The organism is Roseateles saccharophilus, assembly GCF_004342485.1.
GTDB lineage: Bacteria > Pseudomonadota > Gammaproteobacteria > Burkholderiales > Burkholderiaceae_C > Pelomonas > Pelomonas saccharophila.
Window position 1 is genome coordinate 1 of the sequence record NZ_SMBU01000021.1, and the last position, 23,871, is coordinate 23,871.

The following is a 23,871-nucleotide window of genomic DNA, read 5'->3' on the forward strand; positions in this document are numbered from 1 at the left end:
CTCACTGCCCTCGATCACACCCGGCCTGAGCGGGCACTTCGAGCAAAACCGCGTCCTCACCGCCGAATAAGCGCGTTTCCTGACCGCCGTTCACAGCGGTGCAGAAACGCCTGGAGAAGCTCCGCATCAGCGACGCCCATAACGTCGAGGGCCTCGCCCACGTCTGGTACGAGCGGGACATCGCACCGAAGTACAAGCGCCCCGAGGCGGTCGAGCGGGCGATTCGACGCCACATCAAGCCGGTGATCGGCAAGTTGCCGATCGAGGTCGTCCGACCGGTGCACATCGACGAGGTGCTGACCCGGATCGTCGCGGCCGGCGCGCCCACCGTGGCCAACGACGTACGCCGATACCTGCTGCGGATGTTCCACTTCGCGGTCAAGCGCAAGTGGATCGACGCCAATCCAGCGTACGGCTTCGACGTGGCTGGCCGGTAAACGCCGATCACGCAGTGGCCGGTATATGCCGATCCTGCACTGGCCGGTAAATGCCGATCACGTGCTGGCCGGCAGATGCCGATCCTGGTCGCCGTTGTCTACCGGCTCAGCTGGCCGGTATATGCCGATCCTCGGGTGGCCGGTTTATGCCGATCGCTGACACCTTTCGCCCTGAACGCCGACAACAGTCTTGGAACTTGCCGCGCGAACGCGCGGAGCGGTCTGCCTTGCGGAGAAGAAGGCCCGCGCACCCGGGCCTGCGCAAGGTGCAGCGCTGCGTTGAAGATACTCTGAAGTGCCGGCGGCAAGATGACTTCAGAGTACATTTCGTAGCTTGCTCATCGTTTCGCAAGATTCGAGTATTTCGAGTGAAGTTGTTAAACTTGGGGCTATGAAGACCACCCGCAAGTCCGTCGATGTTGCGCCGCGCCAGGCTGCCGTGGCGCTGTCGGTGAACATCGATATCGATCCCTTGGTCGAGGTCGTGCGACGCCATGTCAAGCTGACGCCTCAAGCAACTCGGTTGATCAAGGGCGATTTCGCGCGGCTCTTTCAGCACCCGGCGATCAGCGGCAGCACCCGAATGGCCACGACCGCCAAGCCCGAATCAGCAACGGGCCCGGTGCTGAGCACCCAGGAAGCGGCTGACCTGGTCGGAGTCTCCCGCCCGTACATCGTGGCCCGCATCGAAGCCGGCGATATCCCTCTGCACCAGAAGGTGGGCAACCAGCGACGTGTCCTCAAGTCCGCTGTCCTGGCCTGGCGCCGCCAAGAGCAGACCCGGCGCCGCAAGGCCTTGGGCCAGTTGGGCGCCGACCTCGACAGCGAGATCTTCGCGGACTGATATCCGTGATCCCTGTCGTCACCGACGCCGATACCCTGTTTGGCGCGACCACCCGCGGCCTGTTGATCCATCTCGACTACCTGGGACTCATCCGCCTGCACTGGAGCCCGCTGATCCTCGACGAGCTGAGCCGTGCGCTCGTCGACACTGGCCGCAAGCCGGATGCCGAATCGGCGCGCCGCCACGAACAACTCATGCGGGCGGCATTGCCACAGGCGGAGATCCCGACGCAACAGGTTCAAGCACAGTTCGCCAGCGTTGCGCCGGCGATGCGGTCCACCAAGGACACCCACGTCGCCGCCTGCGCTCGGGCCATCTTGGCGTGTGACTACTATCCCAACACCCAAGTTGTTAGTCTCGTCACAAAGAACATCCGCGACTTTGGCGTCCGCAAACTCGCGGCCCTGGGCATCGAAGTGCTGCGTCCCGATGCCTTCTTGCTGGATCGATTCCAGCAAGATCCCGAAGCCGTCGCTTCGGCATTCGCCGCCTTGCGGTCCACGCTGCGCTCGGGACCCGCACCGGAGCGGTTGCTGGAACGCCTGGCAGCCGACGGCCAGGCCCTGACGGCGGCCGCCATGCTCGACGCCTGGCAACAAGGCGCAGCGAGCCTATGAGCTAGAGTCGCAGCATGCACCCTCAACCGTCATGCCGCCGGATCGCAGCATGAATTACTTGTGGGGTTCGCTGTGGGGCTTCCGGTACCGAACGAGAAAGAACTTCTTTCACGACAGTCACTTAGCATCGACATCGACGTTCAGGTGCAAAACATTGAATGAACGTCCCACGGCGTCTCACGCCGTCCCGTAGTTCGATGTTTGGCACAAACCTGCAACGGCAGTCAATATCACGGCGTCCCAGGTCGTCTCAATGAAGCGCACGCGTTCTGTGGGATGAACTGCCGGTAGCATGCCCAGGCGCAAGGCCCCTCACGCGGCTCTCGACAACCATGCCTAGTGGCGGTGCTCTGGTTCCGCTGATCGCGTTACGCTGGGCTGGTCGGCGGCTTTGATTGGGAGAACTGCAAGATTTGCTGCACAGCAAATCTTGCAAGCCCGTCGGGCTTCCGCGCCCAAGAGCCTATTGACGTGGGCCTGCGCACCGAGCCGTGTGCTACGTACGTTCGTCAAATATTCGTATATGACGAAATAACGGAACATCCTGAAGGACTTCTGAAGCCGTTCTTATGACGCGTTGGAACGGTTTAGTCGATCTCGTACGCCCGCCGCTGCGGCACCACGCCCGCCGATGGCCGGCTGAAGCAGTGCTTGGCTGGCAGCTCTGACTGAGCTCAACCCTGCAGGAACCGCTGGAGGCGCAGAATGTCAGAAACTGTGCGACGTTTCTCACCGGGGTTCCCATGAGGCTGCCCGAATCGATCGTCCTCCATGCCAAGTCCCTGCCCGAGGGTGGCGTGCTCTCGCCGAAGGAGTTCCTGCACCTCGGGAGTCGGGCGGCCGTGGACCAGGCTTTCTCCCGCCTGACCAAGGAAGGGATGCTGCTGCGCATCGCGCGCGGGAGCTACGCGACGCCAGTGTCGAGCCGCTTCGGCACGCGGGCGCCAGCACCTGCAAAGGTGATCGAATCGCTGGTGGCCCGAAGCGGAGAAACCGTGGTCCCCCATGGTGCCGCAGCGGCCAACGCGCTGGGACTGACTCAACAGGTCCCGATCCGGGAGGCCTATGTGACGTCGGGACGGACTCGACGGCTGAAGCTCGGCCGGTTGGAAGTGACGATCAAGCACGCGCCACGCTGGATGCTTGCCCTGGGGACAGGTCCCGCAGGGGCTGCAGTCCGGGCCCTGGCTTGGATGGGAGAGCGCCACGTCCGCGAGTCGCTGGCGACGCTGCGCCGGACCCTTCCGGAGGCAGAGTGGCGGAAACTGACCGCCAATCGAGCGGCCCTCCCCTCGTGGATGGCCAAGGCCATCGGCGAAGTAGCAGTTCGCGACTGAACCTTCGCGCTGAGCACCGACGACAGTCTCGGACTTGCCCGCGAGCGCGCCGGGCGGCATCCCTGTGGAGAAGGAGGCCTGGGTACACCAGAAAAGAAATGGGTGTAAACGGGTCAAATAATGCGCCAAGCCTCAGCTCAGGGCGACAAATTATTGGGTGTTAATGGGCGTATTATTGGCGCCAATGATCCGATCCCAAGCCGTCCAGATCACCCCGGAGATCCTGAGCCTCATCGCGGGCATCGATGAGTTCAAGGGGGCCTGGCGCGCGCTCGGCACGCTGGCGCCGGATCGCCTGTCCGCACTGCGTCGAGTCGCCACCATCGAGAGCATCGGCTCGTCCACTCGGATCGAAGGCAGCAAGCTGTCGGACCGCGAAGTCGAGCGCTTGCTGTCCAACCTGCAGATCAAGTCGTTCACGACGCGTGACGAGCAAGAGGTCGCAGGCTATGCCGAGGTCATGGAACTCGTGTCTTCGTCGTGGCAGGACATCGTCCTGACCGAGAACCACATCAAGCAGCTGCACCGCGACCTACTGACCTACAGCGAGAAGGACACGTGGCACCGCGGCAACTACAAGACCTCCACGAACAGCGTGGTCGCCTTCGACGAGGACGGCAAACAACTCGGCGTGGTGTTCGAAACCGCGACGCCCTTCGACACGCCGCGCCTGATGACCGAACTCGTGACTTGGTTCAACGAGGAGCAGGCGGCTCGGGGCGCAGGGGCACAACTTCATCCGCTGTTGCTGATCGGCATTTGGATCGTAGTCTTCCTGGAGATTCACCCCTTCCAGGACGGCAACGGCAGACTGAGCCGCGTGCTGACCACCTTGTTGCTGCTGCAGGCCGGCTATGCCTATGTGCCGTACAGCTCGCTCGAAAGCGTGGTCGAGCACAGCAAGGAGGCCTACTACTTCGCGTTGCGGCAAACGCAGGGAACGATCCGCACCGAAACGCCGAATTGGCAGCCCTGGTTGCTCTTCTTCCTGCGCGCGCTGGCTGAACAGGTGCGCCGTCTCAACCGCAAGGTCGAGCGCGAGAAGCTGGTGCTGGCAGCCCTGCCCGAGCTGTCGCTGCACATCGTCGAGTTCGCGCGCGAGCACGGGCGCATCACGATGGGCGATGCGATCCGGCTGACCGGCGGCAACCGCAACACGCTCAAGCAGCATTTCCGGGCGCTGGTCGAGCGTGGTCATCTGGGCCAGCATGGCGCCGGCCGGGGCGTTTGGTATGAACTCGCCTTGCCTCCAGGTACCGAAAAGGCATAGCCGTCGTGGCACAGAACCCGTTCGCCGGCCGCTGGCGCATCGTCTGGATGTCCGGCTGGGATCAAGACTACGTGGACATGGACGTGCCCGGCCACATCACCTTCGGCGCAGGCAGCTCCGGCAGCTTTCAGTTCGGACTGGTGCAGGCACAGACGGACTGCAAGCTCGACGCTCAGCAGAGCAAGCGCATCCAGTTCACCTGGCACGGCTTCGACGAAGGCGACGAAATGACCGGTCGGGGGCACGCGGAGATCGTGGGCGATGAACTGCAGAGTCATCTCTACATTCACCTCGGCGACGATTCCGCATTCTGTGCCGTCAGGCCGGCAACTGCCGCGCGCAAGCCGACGCGCCAGCGCAGGCCAGACTGAACCTCGCTGATCCGGCCGCCATGAGCGAGTAGGGTTTCAGGGCTGCGCCGCGTACATGGACGAGTACTTGGCACCGAAGTACAGGATGAAGGCGTAGCAGGCCGCGGGCAGCAGGAAGGACGCCTGAACGCCCATCGAATCCGCCAGCGCGCCTTGCGCGAAAGGCACCAACGCCCCGCCGACGATGGCCATGCACAGGATGCCCGAGCCCTGCCCGGTGTACCGGCCCAGGCCGTGCAGCGCCATGCTGAAAATGGTCGGGAACATGATCGAGTTGCACAGGCCCACCGCCAGGATGGCCCACATCGCGACATGGCCCTGGCCGAACACCGCCGCCAGCACCAGCGCAATGGCCACCAGCGAGTTGAAGGCCAGTGTCTTGCCCGGGCTGACGACGCGCATCACGACGAAGCCGACGAAGCGGCCGACCATGGCGCCGCCCCAGTAGATGCTGACGTACCGGGCCGCGTCGGCATGCGACAGACCGGCAATGTGCGACTCGCCGAGGAAGTTGATCAGGAAGCTGCCGATGCTGACTTCCGCACCCACGTACAGGAAGATGCCGATGGCACCCAGCACCAGATGGCGGTGCGCCCAGGCCGAGCCATGGCCCTCCCCTGCCAGCGACACATCCTCGCTTTCGGCGATCTGCGGGAGTCTGGCGGCGAAGAACAGCACGGCCAGCAGCGCCAGCGCGCCGGCCAGCGCCAGGTAGGGGCCACGCACGGTCGCAGCATCAGCCACGGCGCCGGCCGCCGCACCCACGCTGGACAAAATCAGCAGGCCGCCAATGGCCGGGCCGATCACGGTGCCCAGGGAGTTGAAGGCCTGGGTCAGCGTCAGGCGGCTGGAAGCCGTGCGCGGCAGGCCGAGCACCGTCACATAGGGGTTGGCCGCCACCTGCAGGATGGTGATGCCCGAGGCCAGCACGAAGAACGCGAACAGGAACAGGCCGTAGCCGCTGAACGAAGCGGGGTAGAACAGCGCGCATCCACCGCCCGCGATCAAGAGGCCGGCCACGGCCCCCTTCTGGAAGCCGATGCGGCGGATCAATGCACCCGCCGGCAGCGACACGATGAAGTAGGCCCCGAAGAAGCAGAACGGCACCAGCATCGCCTGCACATAGGTCAGCGTGTAGATGGACTTCAGGTGGGGGATCAGGACGTCGTTCAGCGAGGTGATCAGGCCCCACATGAAGAACAGCAGGGTGACGATGACGAGCGCACCGGTGTTGCTGCCGTTGCGCGTGCCGCCCGCCGCCGCCTGCTGCGCGGGGAGCGCCGTGTTGTGTGCCATGTTTGCCATCTTGTCTCCTTGTGTCTATGTTCGCTGGGCTTGCCGGGCGCCCGCTATGGGGCGATCCCGGCCGGCGCTTGGGGCAGATCACGGCCATGCGTGCCCCAACCCTTGGCGTCCGGCTGCGCCGTGAGCTTGATTGTGTGCCATGTTTGCCATCTTGTCTCCTTGTGTCTATGTTCGCTGGGCTTGCCGGGCGCCCGCTATGGGGCGATCCCGGCCGGCGCTTGGGGCAGATCACGGCCATGCGTGCCCCAACCCTTGGCGTCCGGCTGCGCCGTGAGCTTGAAAGCGAGGGTGCCGGCGGCCTGCAGTTGCTCCCAGTCCAGCCACACGCGCTCCAGCGGCCGGCCGCCCCAATTGACCGACTGCACGAAGCGTCGCTCGCCGGGCCTGGCCTCGGGCGCCTCGATGCGCAGCGTGCGGCCCGAGGCCAGGTCGATCTCGGCGCGCGCAAAGCGCGGCGCATGCAGCAGGAAGCGGCCGCTGCCCGGCATGTCCGGGTAAAGGCCCAGCGCGCTGAAGAGGTACCAGGCCGACATCGTGCCGAGGTCGTCGTTGCCGGTGACGCCGTTGGGGCCGTTGCCGAACAGCGTCTCCGCCGCGCGCAGCACGGTCGTCGTCTTCCAGGGCTGGCCGATCAGCGTGTACACCCAGGGGGCGTGCAGGTCGGGCTCGTTGTTCGGGTTGTAGCGGAACTGGCTGTAGTAGCTGTAGGGCCCGACGACCCAGGACTTGCGCACCGCCGCGGCCGGGTCGGCCAGCAGCGCGTCATGGTCGAAGAACAGGTCCAGGCGTTGTGCAGCCTTCTCCTGGCCACCCATCGCGGCGACGAGGCCGGGGATGTCCTGGCGCACCAGCCACTGGTACTGCCAGGCCGTGCCTTCGTGGAAGCCACGCTCGCCGCGCGGGTCGTACTTGCCTTCCAGATCGGTGAACCAGCTGCCGTCGAGCAGCCGCGCGCGCGGGAAGCCCTTCAGGCCGGTGGGAGCGTCCATCGCGCTCGCGTCCCAAAGCTTGCGCCAGTTGAGCGCGCGCTGGTCGAGCAGTTCGGCGTCCTTCTTCTGGCCCAACGACCTGGCCATCACCGACAACGCGCCGTCGGCCAGCGAATACTCCAGCGTGGCCGACGCGCCGTGGTGCGGGTCGATGTCCATGCCTTTGGCGACGAAGCCGCGGTCGTACTGCACGAAGCCCTGGCTCAGGTAGCTGGGGTTGCCGGCGCGGCCCTCGGCGCGGATGCGCTGGGGCGGCACGCCGAAGGCGTTCTCGCGCAGCGCGGCGTAGGCCTCCTTCTCGCGGCCCTTGAGCGCGCCAAAGCGCCACAGGTCGACGAGGAAGGGCGTGACCGGGTCGCCCGTCATCACATTGCTGTCGAAGTTGGCGTAACCCCACTTCACCAGCCAGCCGCCCTCCTCGCGGGTCTTGAGCACCGAGTTCGCGATGTCGCGCGCGCGCTGCGGGCGCAGCAGGGCCAGCATCTGGTTCTGCGCGCGGTAGGTGTCCCACAGCGAGAAGAACTCGTAGTAGGTCCAGCCCTTGGCGGTGTGGATGGCGTCGTCGTAGCCGCGGTAGCGGCCGTCGGCGTCGCTGCCGGTCAGGGGCTGCAGCAGCACGTGGTAGAGCGCCGTGTAGAAGACCGTGCGGTCGTCTTGGCTGCCGCCTTCGATGCGCACGCTGGAGAGCTCGCGTTGCCAGGCCGTCTGCGCCTGCTCGCGCATCGCGTCGAAGCTGACCGGCTTGTTGCCGGTCATGCCCTCGGCGCGCAGGTTGACGCGGGCGCCCTCGGCGTCGACATGCGAGATGGCGCTGATGGCGGTGACAGCCAGGTTGTTCTTCAGGTCGAAGCTCAACCAGACTCCGTGAGGCCGCTGGTCGCCCGCCTGGCTGGGGCCGTTCGCGCCGGCGTGGCCACCCTGATCGTCCCAGATGCCGTGGGCGACGAAGGGCTGGTCGAAGACCATGCGGAACCAGGTCGTGTACTGCGCGCCGCCGCAGAAGCTCTTGGTGACGATCTTGCCCTCGACGCTGCGGTCGTCGAGCACGCGCACCTCGCTGCCGACGACGTTGTGGCGCTCGTTGGCCTGGCCGAGGTTGAGCAGCAGATGGCCCGTGGGCGTGCCGGTCGCAAACGTGTAGCGCTCGGCCGCGGCGCGGGTCAGTGCGGTCGTCTCGGCCGTGATGCCGCCATAGCTCGTGAGCTGAACCTTGTAGTAGCCCGCCTGGCCGACCTCGCCCTCGTGCCTGTACTCGGCGGCATAGCTCTTGGCGTCGAAGCTCCTGTCGTCTTCGCTCTTGGGGTCGATGGTCTGGGGCTTGGCGGTGTCGAAGTCGCCGCCCGGGCCGATGCGGCCCGTGACCGGCAGCACGGGCAACTGCCCGCCCTGCTCCCAGCAGCCCGCCCCCGACAGGTAGAAGTGGCCGAAGCCGCGGATGCGCTTGTCGCTGTAGCGGTAGCCGGCGTAGTGGTCGGTCGTCGGGCTGACCTGGATCATGCCGAACGGGGCCGACGCGCCGGGGAAGGTGTTGCCTTCGTCCTGCGTGCCGATGAAGGTGTTGACCGGCATCGGGTCAGGCGCGCCGGCCGCATGGGCGACGGTCGCGAGCAACGCCAGCAGGCCGACCCAGCGGGAGCGAATGGTGAGAGCGGGCATGGGGTGTCTCCGTCTGTTCGGCTCAACGCGCCGGCAGGCGCAGCGGATGGGCTTCGGTATTGAAGGTCACCGCGTCGAAGTCCAGCGCCTCCTTGGGCGCGAACAGCAGGTAGAAGTACTTGAAGGTCTCGGCGAAGACGAAGCTCTCCATGGAGTCTTCCTGGGTCTTGCTGCGCACATCCTTCAGCGCGGCATAGCCGGCCTCGGTGCGGCACCAGCGCACGAAGGCCTCGAAGAACTCCCGGCCCATCGCACGGTAGCGCGGGTCGCCCGTGTAGTGGTTCAGGTAGTAGGCGGACTCGATGATCTCGGGCCGCAGCGCGTATGCGGGCGACAGCACCTTCATGCGCCGGTAGTCCAGCGCCTCGGGCTCGATGCCGTGCAGCCGCCACATGCGCAGCCCCGACTCCTGCAGCCGGCGCGCGCGCGGCACGTCCCCGCCGACGGCCAGCAGCGCCGGCATGAAGGCGTCCAGCGCGCCGTACTGTGGCTTGATGCGCTTGCCGGTATTCATGTCGGCATGGCCGTACCAGAAGCCGCCCTTCACCTCTTCGCCCAGCACCTGGTTCACACCGGCGATGCTGTGGTCCCACATGGCCTTGCACTCGGCGTCGCCGAACAGGCGCCAGCACTTGTAGAGGTACTCGTAGTAGGAGTCGATGCCGCCGCCGATGTGGGCCTCGGTGTTCTCCCACTTGCCGGTCTCGACGTTGATGGCCGAGCCCACCAGGCCCTGCGGCGACGCGCGGCGGTAGGTTTCGACCAGCGCGCGCTTGGCCTTTTCGAAGTAGACCGGGTTACCGGTGAGCTTGCTCAGCAGGCCGAACGTTCGAGTAGCCGCTGATCTGCGCCGGGTCGAAGCCCGTCTCCGCGACCGGGAATGCATAGCGCAGCACCTTCTGGCCGGGCGCGGCCGGCGGCACGGTCGCGGGAACGCCCTCGATCGCCGGCGCCCCGGCGGCGCCGGCCACGCCCATGAGCTGGATGGCCGCTACGGCCAGCAGGCGCAACAAGATGCCTCGCCGATTCATGCTGCTCAAGTTCCTCGTGTTCGCGGGTCAGGGGGCGCGAAGTCTAGGGCGCGTGGTGCCTGGCGCAGCGGTGGCTAACCCGAAAGAATCGAATGTCGCTTTCAGGCGCCAAGCGCATTTACTAAATCCCGCTAAACCACGCCCTAAACCCGAGAGTTTGTTGAACCGCCAATGGCACGCTGCTCAAATCCTCGCGGCTATGAATTGGCGCTTGAAGAAGCTGGCGGCATGGTCCGCGTTGTCGATGGCCGTGCTGGGTAACCTCGCGCTGGCCGATGTGAAGAACTTCGACGGAAATGCATGCCCCGCGGGCTACGCGGCCGTCACGCCCGTGGAGGCGACGCACAACAGGCTGGGGTACTGCAGCTATCTGCCTCCCAAGGCCTTGGCTCGACTGGCCGGCAACGCCTCAATGTCCGGTTCGGCCGGCAGATGCACGGTGAGACGGAACGACCGCCGCAGCACGGGCACCGTCATGTGCAAGGCCGCGTCTTCGCCGACAGGCAACGGCCTCGATGTCGTCCTCGGCTCGACCTGCCCGGGCAATTCGGTGGCGGCCACCTACAGCGATGCCGCGGCGGACCCCGCCGCCGTCTGTGCCGCAATGGGCCGCTGGGACATTGCGCGCCTGGTGAATCAAGGGCAGCAGGCCTCCATCAGCGGGTCGGGCTATGGCTGCAAGGTCGCTGCCAGCGATACGCGCAGCCTCGCAAGCAGCGTCTGCAAGCCGGTGCAGAACACGGCCTATGTGGAGATCAACGACTCCGACCTGGCCAACGTCGGCTGCTTCAGGAAGGGCAATGGCGACCCGGTTTTCCAGGTCGCGATGATCTTCGCGGCCAACATCGATGCCGATGCCGCCGGGAACGCCGTGGTGCATCTGAACGAACAGGTCGGCCATCTGCTGAACGACGACATCCAGAAGGTCCGCGCCCTGCAGGCCCAGGGCGTCAAGGTGGTGATCACGCTGCTCAACAACCATCAGGACGCCGGTTGGTCCTGTTTTGCCGACGACGCCTCCGCCGACGCATTCGCCGACACCGTCAAGCGCTTTCTGGACCACTACGGACTGGATGGCGTGGACATCGACGACGAATACGACGCCTGCGTCCACCACTACCCCGACTCGCTGGTCAGGGTCGGCACCGCCCTGCGCAGCGCGCTCGGCAGCAAGATCATCTCCAAGGCGCTATGGAACGACGCCGCGCACTTCGCGCCGGTCCACCTCGGCCAGAAGCTGGGCGACCAGCTCAGCTACGGACTCGAAATGACCTATGACGCCCCTGGCAGCTGCATGGATCGGGTCCAGGCCTATCTGGCCCAGGGCATCGAACGGGGCAAGCTGGGGGTCGGTGCCTCCACCGTCTACACCTCGGCCAGCAACGCTGCCACGTTGAACAGCTGTATCGCCGACAACAAGTTGGGCGGCGGCATGATGGTCTTCAACGTGCAGAACAAGTCGCAAGACTTTGTGCAAGCGGTCTGGCCCGGCATAACGGTGGCGCCGAACTGCCTGCACTGAAGTGCCAAAGCGGCCTCAGCCACCTCAGCCGCCTCGATCACCCAACGGCCGCAGCAACTCGGCCAGATCGTCCTCGGTGAACAGCGGCTGCTCGCGCGCGACGGCGCCTTCCAGCAGGCCCTGGGCGAGCGCGGCCTTGCGGGCTTGCAGGGCCAGCATGCGCTCTTCGATGGTGCCTTCGGCCACCAACCGGTAGACCAGCACCTGCCGCGTCTGGCCGATGCGGTGGGCGCGCCCCGTGGCCTGTGCCTCCACGGCCGGGTTCCACCAGGGGTCGTAGTGGATGACGACGTCGGCCTGCGGCAGGTTCAGCCCGGTGCCGCCGGCCTTCAGGCTGATCAGGAACAGCGGCACGGCACCGCTGGTGAAGCGTTCGATGACAGTGTCGCGCTTTTGCGTCTGGCCGGTGAGCTTGGTCCAGCTCAGGCCGGCCGCAGCCAGTTCCGCCTCGATCAGCGTCAGCATGCTGGTGAACTGCGAGAACACCAGCACGCGCCGCCCCTCGGCGAGCAACTCGGCCAGCAGCTCCATCAGCAGCACCAGCTTGGCCGAGGCCCGGGCCTTGGCGGCGGCCGGCACGCCCTTCACGAGCCGCGGGTCGCAGCAGGCCTGGCGCAGCTTCAGCAGCGCGTCCAGCACCTGGATCTGCGAGCGCGCAAGGCCCCGCGCGGCGAGCGCCTCGCGCACCGTCTTCTCGGTGGCCAGGCGGATGGTCTCGTAGAGGTCGGCCTGAGCGCCCTCCAGCGTGACGGGCAGCGTGCTTTCGATGCGCGGCGGCAGCTCGGCAGCGACGGCCTCGCGGGTGCGGCGCAGCATGAAGGGCGTGACACGCCGGCCGAGCCGCTGCAGCGGCTCGGCCTGGCCCTGCTTCTCGATGGGCGTGCGGAACAGCGTCTTGAAGCGCGCCTGGCTGCCCAGGAAGCCCGGCATCAGGAAGTGAAACAGGCTCCACAGCTCGCCCAGGTGGTTCTCCAGCGGCGTGCCGGACAGCGCGATGCGCTGGCGAGCCTGCAGCGCCGACGCGACCTGGGCCGCCTGCGTGCTGGCGTTTTTGACGTGCTGGGCCTCGTCCAGCACCACCACATGCCAACGCTGCGCCAGCCAGCGCTCGCGGTCGCGCTGCAGCAACGAATAGGGCGCGATGAGCAAGTCGCAATCCTCGGCGAAGCCGCCGTCGTGGCGGCCGCCGCCATGCCAGACGCGGGTGCGCAGCGCCGGCGCGAAGCGCGCGGCCTCGCGCCGCCAGTTGCCCAGCAGGCTGACCGGCGCGACGACGAGGCAGGGGGCATCCAACCGCCCGGCCTGCTGCTCGCACAGCAGATGGGCCAGGGTCTGCAGCGTCTTGCCCAGGCCCATGTCGTCGGCCAGCACGCCGCCCAGGCCCTGAGCGCGCAGGAACTGCAGCCAGTCCAGGCCGCGGCGCTGGTAGGGACGCAGTTCGGCCGCCAGTCCTGCGGGCGGCGCGATCTGCGGCAACTCGCCACCGGCCAGCTCGCCCAGCAGCGACCGCAGACGCTCGGCCCCGTCCCAGCGGGCGCCCTCCCCCAGCGACGCGCCCAGGCGCAGCGCCTCGATGTGGGACAGGCGCAGTGAGTCTGCGTCCAGCTTGTGCTCGCCGACCAGTTCCAGCAGCGCCGCCAGCCAGGGCCGCAGCGGCGCCGACGGCAGGCGCAGCCAGCGGCCGTCGGGCAGCTCTGTCCACAGCCATTCGGGCAGCGTCGGGCCGTCGGCGCCGGGCTGCAACTGCGCGAGCAGGCCCGGCAGCCAGGGCAGCACGTTGTGGCGCACACCGTCGATCTCCAGGCCCAGCGACAGATCGAACCACGACGGCGCCGCGCCGTCATCGTCGACGCCCTGCTCATCGAGGCGGATGACGACCTGCCCGGCCGTGTGCATCAGCTCGTCCGGCGCGGGCGCGGCCTCGATCTCGAAGCCGGCCTCGCGCAGCGGACGCCAGTCCTGTTCGGCCCAGTCCAGCCATTGCCGCGTGCCGGCCCGATAGGCGGGCGCCGGCTCCGGGCTCAGCCCCAGCCCGGCCAGCGCCGCATGGGCGGCGGCTTCGGCGGCCAGGTCGCGGCTCAGCAGCACGCGCCGGCCCTCGTGGGCGACCAGCTTGACGACCTCCGCATCCGGCCAGTGGCCGCACGGGCCGCCGTAGTCGAAGGACAGCCGCGCCACCAGCAGGCCGCGCGACTCGCGCTCTGGGCGGGGCCGCAACGACAGCGCCAGCCGGGGCGCAGGCCGGGTTGCCGGCCAGTTCGACGGCGCCTCGATGGACGGCGGCAGCGGCAGGCCCGCCAGGCGCGTCAGCAAGCGCGGCCCGGCATCCACGAAGGCCGCGGCCGGCACCGGCGGCATCTCGAACAGTGCCGCGAGGCGCTGCGGCTCGATGCCCGGCGCCAGCAACGGGCCGCACTCGCCGGCCTGCGGGTCGACGTAGAGGGCCGGCGGCCCGGCATAGGCCTGCGCGGCGGACTCCGGCAGCCTCGGCTGCAAGGCCCAGAGCCCCGCGCCCGCCGGCTGCCACTGCCAACCCAGCGTGCGGGCAGCGCCCCAGCGCAGCGCGTCGCCGGTGATCGCGCCACGGCCGTCGGCCATGAAGAGCCGGCCGGTACCGGCGCACAGCTGCAGGGCGAGCGGGCCCGCCCGGCCCGACAGCGCACCGCCTGCCGCCGACGCATAGCCATAGGGCGCCCGGCCAAGCGCCCGGATCAGTTGCACGCACTCCAGGTCATCGCCCGCCGCGCCGGCCTGCAGCGAGGCCAGACGGTATTCCGCGCCATAGCCGGGCACCCTGGGCTTCGCCCAGCCGCCCAGCTTCAGCGGCCGCGACACCGCCCAGCTCAACTGCAGCCAAGCGGCCGCATCGGCCTGGCGCGGCGCCTCGCTCAGCAGATAGACCGGCAGATCGCTCGAGGCCAGCGCCACGCCGGCCCCGGCGTCGCAGCGATCCAGCCAGCGCGCCAGCCGGGCCGCCGCGACGGACTGGGGCGCCGTGCGTTCGCCCAGATGCTGCTGAGCCAGCTGCAGCGTCAGCGCGACGGCATGCTTGCAGTCCAGCCCTACCGGGCAGCTGCAGTCGCCCTCGAAGCGCAGGATGGCGCCGTCGGCCGCTGTCTCGACCAGGGCGCCGGTCTCATAAGGCTGCGACATGCTGCCCTGCACTTCGCCGAACAGATGCCAGCGCCGCTCGCCCAGCGGCTCGATGCCGGGGCCGGACACGCAGCCGGTGCGCCACAGCGCCTGGCCGCGCTGGAAGGTGATCGCCGGGACATGGCGGCGCAGCGTGTCGGCGTTGATCGAGGGCGGCATCGGCAGCGGGCGTCAGGGCATGAATCGGGGCGGCATTGTCGACCGGGGCCCGCTGCTAGAATTAGGCCCCCGCGCCGGCGTCGTGGGGCAACCCCAGAACCGACATGGAATACCCCGGCAATCTCTTCGTCGTCGCGGCGCCCAGTGGCGCCGGCAAGTCCAGCCTCGTCAAGGCCTTGCTAGAGCTGGACTCCAGGCTCGCCGTGTCCATCTCCCACACCTCGCGCGCACCGCGCGGCCAGGAGCAGCATGGCCGCGAATACTGGTTCATCTCGCCGGACGAATTCCGCGCGATGGCCGCACGCGGCGAATTCTTCGAATGGGCCGAGGTACACGGCAACCTCTACGGCACCTCGCGCAGCGGCATCGAGGACAGGCTGCAGCACGGCGAGGACGTGGTGCTGGAGATCGACTACCAGGGCGCGCTGCAGATCAAGCAGCTCTTCCCCTATGCCGTGCTGATCTTCATCCTGCCGCCGAGCTGGGATGAGTTGCGCCTGCGCCTGAACCGCCGTGGCGACACCGAACCCGAGGTCATCGCCAGGCGCATGGTCGCGGCCCGCATCGAGGTGGCCCAGGCCCAGCACTTCGATTTCGTCGTCGTGAACGCGGTGTTCGACACGGCCGTCTTCGACCTGAAAACCATCGTCCACGCGCAGCGGCTAAAATACGCGGCTCAGCGCCGAAACCGCTCGGCCGTCTTTCAGGCGCTCGATCTGCCCTGATCGCGCTCAAACTTCTAGGAATACCATGGCCCGCATCACCGTCGAAGACTGCCTGACCAAGATCCCCAACCGCTTCCAGCTCGTGCTGGCCGCCACCTACCGTGCCCGCATGCTGAGCCAGGGCCACAGCGCCCGTATCGAAAGCAAGAACAAGCCCGGCGTGACCGCGCTGCGCGAGATCGCCGCCGGCGAAGTCGGCATCGAGATGCTGCGCAAGGTGCCGGTCTAAGACCTCCCGCACTGCTTGCAAACGGGCGCCCTCGGGCGCCCGTCGTGTTTCCAGCATCGGATAAATTCGGGCGCATGGCCCAACGCTCCCTCACCGCCTGGTTCACGCTGCCCGGTCTGCGCCAGCCGGCTCCGCCAACGCCCGCGGAGGCGGCGTCCTTCGACGCGCTCGCCCCCAAGCTCGGCTACCTCAGCAAGGCCGAGGTCAAGCGCGTGCGCGAGGCCTACAAGTTCGCCGACGAGGCCCACCTGGGCCAGAAGCGCGCCACCGGCGAGCCCTATATCACCCACCCCATCGCCGTCGCCGGCATTTGCGCCGAATGGCGGCTGGACGCCCAGGCTCTGATGGCCGCGCTGATGCACGACGTCGTCGAGGACTGCGGCGTCTCCAAGACCGAGCTGATCGAGAAGTTCGACGCGACCACCGCCGACCTCGTCGACGGCCTGACCAAGCTGGACAAGCTGCAGTTCTCCACCAAGGAGGAGTCGCAGGCCGAGTCCTTCCGCAAGATGCTGCTGGCGATGGCGCGCGACCTGCGCGTCATCCTCGTCAAGCTGGCCGACCGCCTGCACAACATGCGCACGATGGGCGCGATGGCGCCGCACAAGGCCCGCCGCATCGCGCGCGAGACCTTCGACATTTACGCCCCGATCGCGCATCGCCTGGGCCTGAACCAGACCTTCCGCGAGCTGCAGGACCTGTCCTTCCAGTACTTCCACCCCTGGCGCTATGCGGCGCTCTCCAAGGCCGTGGCCAAGGCGCGCGGTAACCGGCGCGACCTGGTCTCGCGCATCGAGGGCGAGATCCGCGCAGCCTTCGCCAAGGCCAGCCTGCGCGTCGACGTGCAGGGGCGTGAGAAGACGGTCTACTCCATTTACAAGAAGATGCGCGAGAAGGGCCTGCTGAGCTTCGCCCAGGTCAGCGACATCTTCGGCTTCCGCATCCTGACCGAGGAGCCGCTGCAGTGCTACACGGCCCTCGGCGTGCTGCACCAGCTCTACAAGCCGCAGGCCGGGCGCTTCAAGGACTACATCGCCAACCCCAAGGACAACGGCTACCAGTCCCTGCACACGACGCTGATGGGGCCGCTGGGCACGCCGCTGGAGTTCCAGCTGCGCACCGAGGGCATGCACCAGATCGCCGAGCAGGGCGTGGCCGCACACTGGATCTACAAGAGCCGCAGCAAGCAGGCGTCGGCCCTGATCGCCCAGCAGGCCAATGCGCGCTGGCTGCAGAGCCTGATCGACATCCAGGACGAGACGCGCGACGCCAACGAGTTCCTCGAGCACGTCAAGATCGACCTCTTCCCCGATTCGATCTACGTCTTCACGCCCAAGTCCAAGATCATGGCCCTGCCCAAGGGCGCGACGCCGGTGGACTTCGCCTACGCCATCCACTCCGACGTCGGCGACCACTGCGTCGCGGCCCAGGTCAACGGCGAGCCCGTGCCGCTGCGCGCCGAGCTGAAGAGCGGCGACATCGTCGAGATCATCACGGCGCCGGGCGCCAGTCCCAACCCCGCCTGGCTGAGCTTCGTGCGCACCGGGCGCGCGCGCTCCAAGATCCGCCACTACCTGAAGGACCTCGAGCAGGAGGAGTCGCGCGAGCTGGGCGAGAAGATGCTGGCCCAGGCGATGCGCGGCGAGGGCCTGGCCCTGCCCAGCCTGGAGCTGGACGACCCGGCCGCGCCGATCTGGCGCGACCTGGCCGCCTGGGCCGGCAGCTCGGGCACCGAACAGCTGCTGATCGACATTGGCGCCGGCCGCAAGATCGCCGCCATCATCGCCAAGAAGCTCGCGCGCATGATGGCCGAGCACGGCCAGCGCCCCGATGCGCTGGCCCTGACGCTGGGCCGCTTCGCCGAGGCCTCGCCCGAGCAGGGCAGCATCACGGTGGACGGCAGCGAGGGCGCCTCCGTGCAACTGGCCAGTTGCTGCCGCCCCATCCCCGGCGACGAGGTGCGCGGCTACCTGGGCCGCGGCGAGGGCCTGGTCGTGCACACCTGCGAATGTGCCGTGGGCCGGCGGCTGTTCCAGCGCGACAGCGAGCACTGGATCCAGGTCGAATGGGCCGAGGAGCTCACGCGCAGCTTCGAGGCCGGCATCGCGCTGCTGCTGAACAACGGCAAGGGCGTGCTGGCCCAGGTGGCCCAGGCGGTGGCCCAGGCCGAGGCCGACATCACCCATATCTCGATGAGCGACGACGCGCCGCTGCGCGAAACCGCCGAGATGACGCTGCTGATCGCCGTGCGCGACCGCCTGCACCTGGCCGACGTGCTGCGCGTGCTGCGCCGCACGGCGCCGGTGCAGCGCGTCTGGCGCGTCAAGCCGGCTGTGGGTAGCTGACCTCGACGACCTCGATCTTCTCCACGCCCACCGGCGTCACCAGGTTGAGCTCGTCGCCGACGCGCGCCTTCAGCAGCGTGCGCGCCACCGGCGAGATCCAGCTCACCTCACCGGCCAGGCTGTCGGACTCGTCGATGCCCTTGATCGTCACGGTGCGCTCCTCGCCCCTGGCGTTGGCATAGGTCACCGTCGCGCCGAAGAAGACCTGATCGCTGCCGTGATGAGCGCTCGGGTCGACAACCTCGGCGATGTCCAGGCGTTTGGTCAGGAAGCGCAGCCGGCGGTCGATCTCGCGCAGGCGCTTCTTGCCGTAGAGGTAGTCGCCATTCTCCGAGCGGTCGCCGTTCTTGGCGGCCCAGGACACGGTCTCGACCATCTTCGGCCGCTCCACGTCGATGAGCTGCATGAACTCGGCCCGCAGCCGCGCATAGCCGGCCGGCGTCATGTAGTTGCGAGTGCCGGCAGGCAGGGCCGGCAGCGAGGGGCCGTCGTCATCGTCGTCGACCGCGTCGGATTCCTTGGTGAAGGCCTTGTTCAATTGAGATATCTCCGTGCTTCGCACTCCGAGGCGAGCGCCTTCGGGCGGCCGGGCGCCGCTCATGCGAGCATTGTCCGATGCAAGCCCCCTCCTCCGCCGGCCCGCTCAGCGGCCTCAAGGTCATCGAAATGGCCGGCATCGGCCCCTGCCCGCTCGCGGGCATGCTGCTGGCCGACCACGGCGCCGACGTTCTCGTCATCGACCGCCCCGGCGGCCAGGTGCTGGACACCGGCACCGCACTGGACCGCGGCAAGCGGCGCGTCTGCCTGGACCTGAAGACGGCCGTCGGCCTGGCCGAGGCGCGCGCGCTGATCGAGGGCGCGGACGCGCTGATCGAGGGCTTCCGGCCCGGCGTCATGGAGCGCCTCGGCCTCGGGCCCGAGGCCTTCGCGGCCAGCCACCCGCGCCTCGTCTACGGCCGCGTGACCGGCTGGGGTCAGACCGGCCCGCTGGCCCAGGCGGCCGGCCACGACATCAACTATGTCGCGCTGACCGGCGTGCTGTCGGTCGCGACGCGGGCCGGCACCGCGCCCAGCATCCCGGCCACGCTGATCGGCGACATGGGCGGCGGCGCGATGTTCCTCGCCTTCGGCCTGATGGCCGCGCTGTGGGAGGCGCAGCGCAGCGGCCGCGGCCAGGTCGTTGACGCGGCCATGGTCGACGGCGTCGGCCTGCTGTCCAGCCTGCTGCACTCCATGCGCGCCGCCGGCCGCTGGAGCGACGCGCCGGCGCAGAACTTCTTCCTGCACAGCTCGCCCTTCTACGACTGCTTCGAATGCGCCGACGGCCGCTTCGTGTCCTTGGGCGCGCTGGAGCCGCAGTTCTACGCCGAACTGCTGCAGCGCCTGGGCTTGGACGACGTCGACCCGACCGCGCAGCACGACCAGCGCCAGTGGCCCGCGCTGCGCGAACGCGTCGCCGCGCGGCTGCGCCAGAAGACACGCGACGAATGGGCCGCGCTGCTGGAGGGCACGAACGTCTGCTTCGCCCCGGTGCTGACGCTGGCCGAGGCGCCGCTGCATGCGCATGCCCAGGCGCGAGGGAGCTTTCTCAGCGACGCGAACGGCTACCTGCAACCTGCCGCGGCCCCCCGCTTCTCGCGCGGCGGCCGCTGAAAAGAAAACGCCTCGGGGCAAGCCCCGAGGCGCCTCGGCAGCATAGTCCCGCCGAGCTTATTGCAAGGGAAGCAACGCGGCCTGGGCTGCGCCCGGCACGTTGTCCCGCAGGAGCAGCATGACGCCGAGCGCCGGCGTGTTGGCGATCTCTGCATTCACGGCAAAGCTCGACGTACCCGTGCCATTCGGCGCCACCACCGGCGACGCACCGAAGGTGACGGCCGGCGTGAACGCGTTGTAGCTGCCGACGCCGGGCATCTGCGCGCCACTGCCGTCGGTACCGTAGTAGTTGACGACGTACTTGATGCGCGGACTGGCCGAGCTCAGCCCCAAGGCGGCGAGCGTGACCGGCAATTGCAGCGTGGAGTTGTCGGTCGGCTGAGTCACCGTGAACAGGATGGTGCCACTGCCATTGATGTTGCAGTTCGCGTCGGTCGGGAACACCGCGGTGGCATAGGTCGACTTGGCCAGTGAGGAACTGAACCGGGAGCCATTGAGGCCGATCAGGATCTTGTTCGGCGTGAAGCCAGGCCCACCGCTCGTGTCGATGCAGATGTCGACTTCCTGGTTGGCCAGCGTTGTCGACATCCGGTTGTGGGTGTTGAGGCCGAAGATCAGGTTGGTGCCCGACGACCTCACGCCCACCGCGCGCACGTCCAGCTGCTGGACGCCCAGAGGCGTCGGCTGGTACTGGCCCAGCACGAAGGGCACCGGCTGGCTGGAAATCGCGCCGCCCGCGTTGCCGTAGGTCAGCGTGCCGCCGGATGCACTGACGGCCATGTTGGACCGGCTGTGCGCCACCATGTAGAACGGCACCGACAGCTTGACGTTGGCGTTCAAGCGCGAATTGGACGGCGTCAACTGCAGATAGCCGCCGACGTCCTGGAAGCCCGTGCCGCCGCCGACGGAGGCCGCCGGAACATCCAGGCGCACCGGGAAGGTCGCATCGCTGTTGGCATTCACGATCACGTACCCAGGCGCGCTGACGGTCGCCGCCGCCGGGCCGGTCGTCTTGACCGCCGCGATGTTGAACTGCACCGCCTTCGTCGCCGCGTTGTGCACGGTGACCGTCTTGGTGCCGCTGAAGTCGCTCAGCAGATCCTGGAAGCCGAAGGAGATGCTCTCATCGGGCATGCGCACGACGGCCTGGGTCGCGACGGCTGCCTGCGCCTGGACCAGGCCGCCGCCTTCGGCACGCTGCGCCAGGTCCTTCATCATGCTGGGCGAGGCCGTCTGCACGATGGCGGCACGCAGGTCGGGCTGGGACCAGCCGGGGTGGGCCTGCTTGGCCAGCACAGCGACGCCGGCGACGGCGGGCGTGGCCATCGAGGTGCCGGACAGGATCTGGAAGCCGTTGCCGGTGCCCGAGGCCGTCGACACGACCGACACGCCCGGCGCGGTGACGCTGGGGCGCATCGCGCTGTCGCCGATGCGCGGCCCCTGCGACGAGAAGCTGGCGATCTTCTCGAAGCCCGCGTTCGGGCTGATGCCGGTGTTCGTCGCCTGCGCGGTGGCCGCCGCGGGCCCGCCGGTCGGCCCGCTGATCGTGGCGCCGTCGGCCAGCGCGATGCCGAAGAACGGGATCGTCACCGGCTCGTAGATGTTGCCGCTGGTCGGGCTGGTGGCCCCGCCGGGAATGGGCCCTTCATAGGGCGGCAGGCCGGCAGCGTTGTTGATCATCGCGGCCGCCGCCGCGCCGAAGTGCTGGGCCGCACCGGCGCGGAAGACGCGGGCGCAGCTGCCGCGCTGGGTCACGACGACCTTGCCGGCCAGGCTGACGCCGGTCACCGCGGGGTCGTACTCGTTCGGGTCGCAGCCCAGCGACACGGTGCCGTCCGCATTGCGCAGCACGCGGACGGGAAAGGTGGTGCCGCTGGCGTAGGCCCCGCCGTTGGCATTCAGCACGTTGACGCTGGCGCCGCCGGCCAGCGCCAGCGACGCGGTCGGCACACCGGGCAGTGCGTCGGTCGCGGCCACCGAGATGGCGCCCTCGTAGACGCCCGGCGCGCTGGTGATATAGGGCGTGGAACCGGAGTTGCCGGAGGCGGCGACGACGACGATGCCCGCCGCCGTCGCATCGGCCACGGCCTGGGCCTCGGCCAGGCTGCCGCCGTCGCCATTGCCGACATTGCCGAAGTCGGCGCCCAGCGACATGCTGATCACATCCACGCCCTGGGCCACCGCCCAGTCGATGGCCTCGGCCACCACATTGGTGCTGCCGCTGCAACCGAACACGCGCGCGACGTAGAGATCGGCTTTGGGCGCCACGCCGGGGCCGATGCGGAAGCTGTTGGTCGAGTAGGCGGAGGCCGTGTACGGGCCGCTGTAGGTGGCGCCGCTGGTCAGCACGCCCAGGCCGGTAGCCGTGCCGGCGACGTGGCTGCCATGGCCGCTGAAGCCGGCGGTGACGGAGCAATCCAGCGGGTTCGCATCGGGCACCGGCGTGTTGCTGCCAGTGTAGGCGTCGCCCACCAGGTCGATGCCGCCCTTGACCTTGGGCGCGGAGGGGCCGACCAGCAGCGGCGACGGCGGCGCCGTGCTGGTCGCGGCGGCCGCGTTGTAGGCCGCCACGGTGCCGGGCCCGCCGAAGTTGGCATGCGTGTAGTCGATGCCGGTGTCGAGGATCGCGATCTTGACGCCCTGGCCCTGGAAGGCCCCCAGCGTCGACTGCCAGGCCTGCGGCGCACCGATCAGCTGCACCTCGTTCGTGTTCAGGCGGTTGTAGTTGCCGACCGCCTTCACGTCGACGACGCCCGGGAGATGCCGCAGCGAGTTGATGCGGTTGCGCGGGATCTGGACCTTGATGCCGTTCAGGGCGTGCTGCAGGCGGGCAAGCACCTTGCCGCCCAGCCGCTCGATATGCGGCCTGACCGTGTCCTGCTCGGCGCGGCGGGCGCTGGCGACGGACTCGCGCTCGCTGCGCTCCAGGCGCCGGCCGAAGCGCTTCTCCATCTTGACGACCGAGTCGCCGGACAGCATGACCATCACCGTGGTCGGCTGCGTGTCATTGCCCCGCTGGACGAAGGGCTGGTCAAGGCTCACGTCGCTGCCGACGGGCTGGAAGGCCTCCTGGGCCATCGACGCGGCGCCGATGGCAGAACCCAGCAAGGCAATGGCGGCGCTGATGGCCGACCTGCGAACAACGCTTCTGGACATTTCTCGCTCCTGTTTCGGCCGTGGCGATGCCACGGGCTTCCTGATCACCGAGCAGCTGGCTGCTGCAGCCTGCCGCGACTCCGCTGGCGGTGTGGCGGCATCCAAGGCAAAGCCGGGCGCGAGGCCCGGCGACAGTCCTTCAATCCTTCAGGCCGAGGTGCCCGCAGTCTTGCGACGCCGCGTGGCCACCGCCCCGCCCAGGCCGGCCGCAACCAGCAGCGCGATGCTGCCCGGCTCGGGGAGCTTGACCTGGATGGAATCGATATCCCAAAAAGCCGGCCCTTCGCTGAAGTTGAAGGTCAGGTCGGTGGAGGCGCTGGACGCGATGAAGGTGGCCTCGAACGGGGTGTAGCCAAACGCCGAGGCATTGACCAGGCTGGTCCCGGTGGCCCCGCCGAAATCGAAACTGAAGGCGTTGGGCTGGTCAGCACCGGTCACGTCGGCCTCCAGCTGGAGCCAGAACGAGACCACATAGTTCGCGCCCGCGACGGTGGCGATGGTCTGGCTGATGGAGCTCTTGGCGCCGCCGAAGCTGGCGCCATAGAGACCGGCCTGAGGCACCGGCGCAACGCCGGTGACGGAGTCATACAGCGGATCGAGCACGGTGATCCAACCGGAGAAATCCCCGGTTTCGAAATCGCCGTTGGTCACCAGATTGGCGTGCGCGGAGCCACTGGCGAACAGCGCCGCAGCAATCAGGCTGCAGGCAAGTGGCTTTGTCATTCGAGACGGCATGATCGACCTTTCCCAAAATTGTTCGACTTGAGCTCAGCGTGCCCGCGCAGTGCGGGACGCTCTACGGATTTCTCGGGACGCCATGCCCCGATGGGCCGTTCAAGCAAAAGTCAAGCCACGGCGTGAATAACTTCGTAAATCAATAGCTTGCAGCAAGCTGTCGAGCGGCGACACCCAGCCATGTAAGCGGCGTCGACAGGGGGTTTACGCGATGTCCCGGTGCTGGCTGCGCAATTCCAGACAGCGCGCCTGCCGGCATGAAGAAGGTCGGCGGGGCGATTCAAGCCCATCCAAGCCGGGCAAACCGCGCTGCCTCGCCATCACCCGGCCACCGTGC

General features: G+C 68.1%; 19 protein-coding genes. 11 read left to right on the top strand and 8 right to left on the bottom strand.

Translation table 11 applies throughout. The features are described 5' to 3' along the window. Positions 1–98 precede the first annotated feature (98 nt). The 6 genes from EV671_RS16480 to EV671_RS16505 all read left to right on the top strand — a co-directional run bounded on the left by EV671_RS16480 (position 99) and on the right by EV671_RS16505 (position 4,876). The gene (locus EV671_RS16480) at positions 99–437 is read left to right on the top strand and encodes a phage integrase central domain-containing protein (RefSeq protein WP_132573698.1); all 339 of its coding nucleotides are present in this window, start codon (positions 99–101) and stop codon (positions 435–437) included. A gap of 391 nt (positions 438–828) precedes the next feature. Beyond that, the gene (locus EV671_RS16485) at positions 829–1,281 is read left to right on the top strand and encodes an excisionase family DNA-binding protein (RefSeq protein ID WP_132573700.1); all 453 of its coding nucleotides are present in this window, start codon (positions 829–831) and stop codon (positions 1,279–1,281) included. Positions 1,282–1,286: 5 nt separating this feature from the next. Further along, positions 1,287–1,898, top strand: coding sequence for a PIN domain-containing protein (locus EV671_RS16490; protein WP_132573702.1), 612 nt, complete (start codon positions 1,287–1,289; stop codon positions 1,896–1,898). 743 nt (positions 1,899–2,641) lie between these two features. Further along, positions 2,642–3,235: a DUF6088 family protein gene (locus tag EV671_RS16495; RefSeq protein ID WP_132573704.1), complete on the top strand. Its 594-nt coding sequence runs from the start codon at positions 2,642–2,644 to the stop codon at positions 3,233–3,235. Between the two features lie 163 nt (positions 3,236–3,398). After that, complete coding sequence (locus EV671_RS16500) at positions 3,399–4,505, top strand: Fic family protein (RefSeq protein ID WP_243655770.1); 1,107 nt, start codon at positions 3,399–3,401, stop codon at positions 4,503–4,505. A gap of 5 nt (positions 4,506–4,510) precedes the next feature. Continuing rightward, complete coding sequence (locus EV671_RS16505; protein WP_243655771.1) at positions 4,511–4,876, top strand: hypothetical protein; 366 nt, start codon at positions 4,511–4,513, stop codon at positions 4,874–4,876. A gap of 36 nt (positions 4,877–4,912) precedes the next feature. Here the strand turns inward: EV671_RS16505 and EV671_RS16510 are convergent, their stop codons facing one another. The 4 genes from EV671_RS16510 to EV671_RS26800 form a co-directional block, all read right to left on the bottom strand. Then, positions 4,913–6,172 carry a sugar MFS transporter gene (locus tag EV671_RS16510; RefSeq protein ID WP_415840515.1) on the bottom strand — a complete coding sequence of 420 codons (1,260 nt, stop codon included), beginning with the start codon at positions 6,170–6,172 and terminating at the stop codon, positions 4,913–4,915. Between the two features lie 203 nt (positions 6,173–6,375). After that, positions 6,376–8,826: a GH92 family glycosyl hydrolase gene (locus EV671_RS16515; protein WP_132573708.1), complete on the bottom strand. Its 2,451-nt coding sequence runs from the start codon at positions 8,824–8,826 to the stop codon at positions 6,376–6,378. A gap of 22 nt (positions 8,827–8,848) precedes the next feature. Next, positions 8,849–9,712: a glycoside hydrolase family 47 protein gene (locus EV671_RS16520; RefSeq protein WP_132573710.1), complete on the bottom strand. Its 864-nt coding sequence runs from the start codon at positions 9,710–9,712 to the stop codon at positions 8,849–8,851. Further along, positions 9,624–9,839, bottom strand: coding sequence for a hypothetical protein (locus EV671_RS26800; protein WP_165917607.1), 216 nt, complete (start codon positions 9,837–9,839; stop codon positions 9,624–9,626). Before EV671_RS26800 ends, EV671_RS16520 begins: the two co-directional genes overlap by 89 nt. A gap of 16 nt (positions 9,840–9,855) precedes the next feature. On the opposite strand from EV671_RS26800, the gene EV671_RS16525 reads away from it, so the two are divergent. Then, entirely contained in the window at positions 9,856–11,379 is a 1,524-nt protein-coding gene (locus EV671_RS16525; protein ID WP_165917608.1) for a glycosyl hydrolase family 18 protein, read from the top strand. A 24-nt stretch (positions 11,380–11,403) separates the two neighbouring features. Here EV671_RS16525 and EV671_RS16530 read toward each other — a convergent pair whose 3' ends face one another. Further along, positions 11,404–14,691 carry a DEAD/DEAH box helicase gene (locus EV671_RS16530; RefSeq protein WP_132573714.1) on the bottom strand — a complete coding sequence of 1,096 codons (3,288 nt, stop codon included), beginning with the start codon at positions 14,689–14,691 and terminating at the stop codon, positions 11,404–11,406. Positions 14,692–14,795: 104 nt separating this feature from the next. On the opposite strand from EV671_RS16530, the gene gmk reads away from it, so the two are divergent. The 3 genes from gmk to EV671_RS16545 all read left to right on the top strand — a co-directional run bounded on the left by gmk (position 14,796) and on the right by EV671_RS16545 (position 17,990). Then, positions 14,796–15,416 carry a guanylate kinase gene (gene gmk, locus EV671_RS16535; RefSeq protein WP_132573716.1) on the top strand — a complete coding sequence of 207 codons (621 nt, stop codon included), beginning with the start codon at positions 14,796–14,798 and terminating at the stop codon, positions 15,414–15,416. A 25-nt stretch (positions 15,417–15,441) separates the two neighbouring features. Next, the gene (gene rpoZ / locus EV671_RS16540; RefSeq protein ID WP_056264690.1) at positions 15,442–15,645 is read left to right on the top strand and encodes a DNA-directed RNA polymerase subunit omega; all 204 of its coding nucleotides are present in this window, start codon (positions 15,442–15,444) and stop codon (positions 15,643–15,645) included. A 74-nt stretch (positions 15,646–15,719) separates the two neighbouring features. Next, entirely contained in the window at positions 15,720–17,990 is a 2,271-nt protein-coding gene (locus EV671_RS16545; RefSeq protein ID WP_132573718.1) for a RelA/SpoT family protein, read from the top strand. On the opposite strand, the gene greB is transcribed toward EV671_RS16545, so the two are convergent. Beyond that, positions 17,968–18,528, bottom strand: coding sequence for a transcription elongation factor GreB (gene greB, locus EV671_RS16550; RefSeq protein WP_132573720.1), 561 nt, complete (start codon positions 18,526–18,528; stop codon positions 17,968–17,970). The two genes, EV671_RS16545 and greB, sit on opposite strands and share 23 nt — an antisense overlap. Before the next feature lie 77 nt (positions 18,529–18,605). Between greB and EV671_RS16555 the strand changes: the two genes are divergently transcribed. Continuing rightward, positions 18,606–19,643, top strand: a complete 1,038-nt coding sequence (locus tag EV671_RS16555; protein WP_132573722.1) for a CaiB/BaiF CoA transferase family protein — start codon at positions 18,606–18,608, stop codon at positions 19,641–19,643. 57 nt (positions 19,644–19,700) lie between these two features. Here the strand turns inward: EV671_RS16555 and EV671_RS16560 are convergent, their stop codons facing one another. Both EV671_RS16560 and EV671_RS16565 read right to left on the bottom strand, forming a co-directional pair. Next, a complete protein-coding gene (locus EV671_RS16560) occupies positions 19,701–22,799 on the bottom strand; it encodes a S8 family peptidase (RefSeq protein WP_132573724.1) in 3,099 nt (1,032 codons plus the stop codon). 147 nt (positions 22,800–22,946) lie between these two features. Next, positions 22,947–23,522, bottom strand: a complete 576-nt coding sequence (locus tag EV671_RS16565) for a PEP-CTERM sorting domain-containing protein (RefSeq protein ID WP_165917609.1) — start codon at positions 23,520–23,522, stop codon at positions 22,947–22,949. Between the last annotated feature and the right edge of the window lie 349 nt (positions 23,523–23,871).